This is a genomic window from Leucobacter sp. GX0328 (assembly GCF_053567315.1).
This window is the reverse complement of sequence record NZ_JBSGPC010000008.1, coordinates 1-1,388: the sequence shown is the minus strand read 5'-3', so window position 1 is coordinate 1,388 and position 1,388 is coordinate 1. Positions and strand designations below refer to the sequence as shown.

Here is a 1,388-nt window from a genome sequence, read left to right as displayed (position 1 = left end):
GAGACGCTTCTATGATTGTCAAGTCGTAGAACCGGCAGAATGTAGGGCATTGAGCGTCCGGTAGAAGTGCCTACCGAGGTAGCGTTTGAGACAGCGCCGGATCTCGCGCTTGCTACGCCCTTCAGTGAGACGTTTCTCAACGTAGGTTTTGGTGTTGTCGTGGTGCTGCATGCGGGACATTGCAATCACGTGAAGTGCGCGATTCAGACGCCGGTCACCGCCTCTGTTGAGGCGATGCCTGATGGTGTTCCCACTGGAGGCGGGGATCGGACTCACACCGGCGAGAGCCGCGAATGCGGCCTCACTGCGCACCCGACCGGGGTGTGACCATGCGGTGATCAGAATGGCGGCGGTGTATGCGCCGACACCTGGTTCTTCGAGTAGGGGTGCTGCTGGGCTCTGTGCGATCAGTTCGATCATGCGTTTCTGATTCGTGGTGAGCGTTTCTTGGAAGGCGAGGATCTGACGTGCGAGACGGATCGCCTCGTCGCGGGCGACAACACGCGCGATGGGTTCCTCGCGGCTGCGCCACCGTGAGATCTCACCGATCTGGGTGAGAGTGAGTGGTTTCCTGGCATCTATGCCAAGGTCGTTGACGCGCAGCAGGGCGGTGAGCGCGTTGGTGTTCATCGTTTTCTCCTGCGCCATCTGTTCACGAGCCGCGACGAGCACGCGCAGGGCTTGACGTATCCCGTCGTCAGCGCGCGGGCGGCGAAGTTGGTCGTCGTCGAGGGAGCGCGTCGCGGTTGCGATGGCTTGCGCATCAATCGGATCTGACTTGCCGATTCCGCGGCGAGATTTCGTGCTGATGCGTGGTGCTTCAACGACTTCGTAACCGGCGTCTGAGACTGCGCGGGCAAGCTTCGCCCCGTAGGTGGCGATGCACTCGATCGACCAGAGCGTAGTCGCTTCACCGGAAGAGAGGCGGCCTGCCCAGGCGATTGCTCTGGCCATGCCCTTCGCGGTCGTCGGGAACAGTTGGCAACCGAGCAGTTCGCCGTTCGCAGCGTCGATGACAGCGTAGGTGTGTGATTTGGCGTGGGTGTCCACACCAATGACAAACGAGTGAGAATGCGCGACGATGGTCATGCGGTTGTGGTCCTTCCTGGAACGGAATCATTAGGGTTCAGCCGCGTGGCGGCCGACGCCGTTCCGGGAGGAAATCACTTCGTGGCAGCACTGTGACGGGCCACGACCTCAGGGGTCGGGCAGGCTTCTAATCAGGCCATCGAAATGGGCCGGGAGGCGTCGGTCGCCCATGCCGATCGGGCAAGTCTCAAGCAGGGCACCCGGAGGGCCAGTGGTGTAGCGAGCCACAATCGTCAGGGAACGGCCAACGCCTACCCTGCCAGCCAGTCCCAGACCAGCCAAGAACAAGCCTCACAGTG

1 protein-coding gene is annotated in these 1,388 nt (G+C 61.7%); it reads right to left on the bottom strand.

The window, feature by feature from the left end; translation table 11 throughout:
• Positions 1-18: 18 nt before the first annotated feature.
• The gene (locus tag ACUYTF_RS13455; RefSeq protein ID WP_449279956.1) at positions 19-1,089 is read right to left on the bottom strand and encodes an IS110 family transposase; all 1,071 of its coding nucleotides are present in this window, start codon (positions 1,087-1,089) and stop codon (positions 19-21) included.
• Between the last annotated feature and the right edge of the window lie 299 nt (positions 1,090-1,388).

Bases quoted from the DNA above. Each gene is read 5' to 3' on its own strand.
- ACUYTF_RS13455 (WP_449279956.1), bottom strand. From the start codon at position 1,089: ATGACCATCGTCGCGCATTCTCACTCGTTTGTCATTGGTGTGGACACC.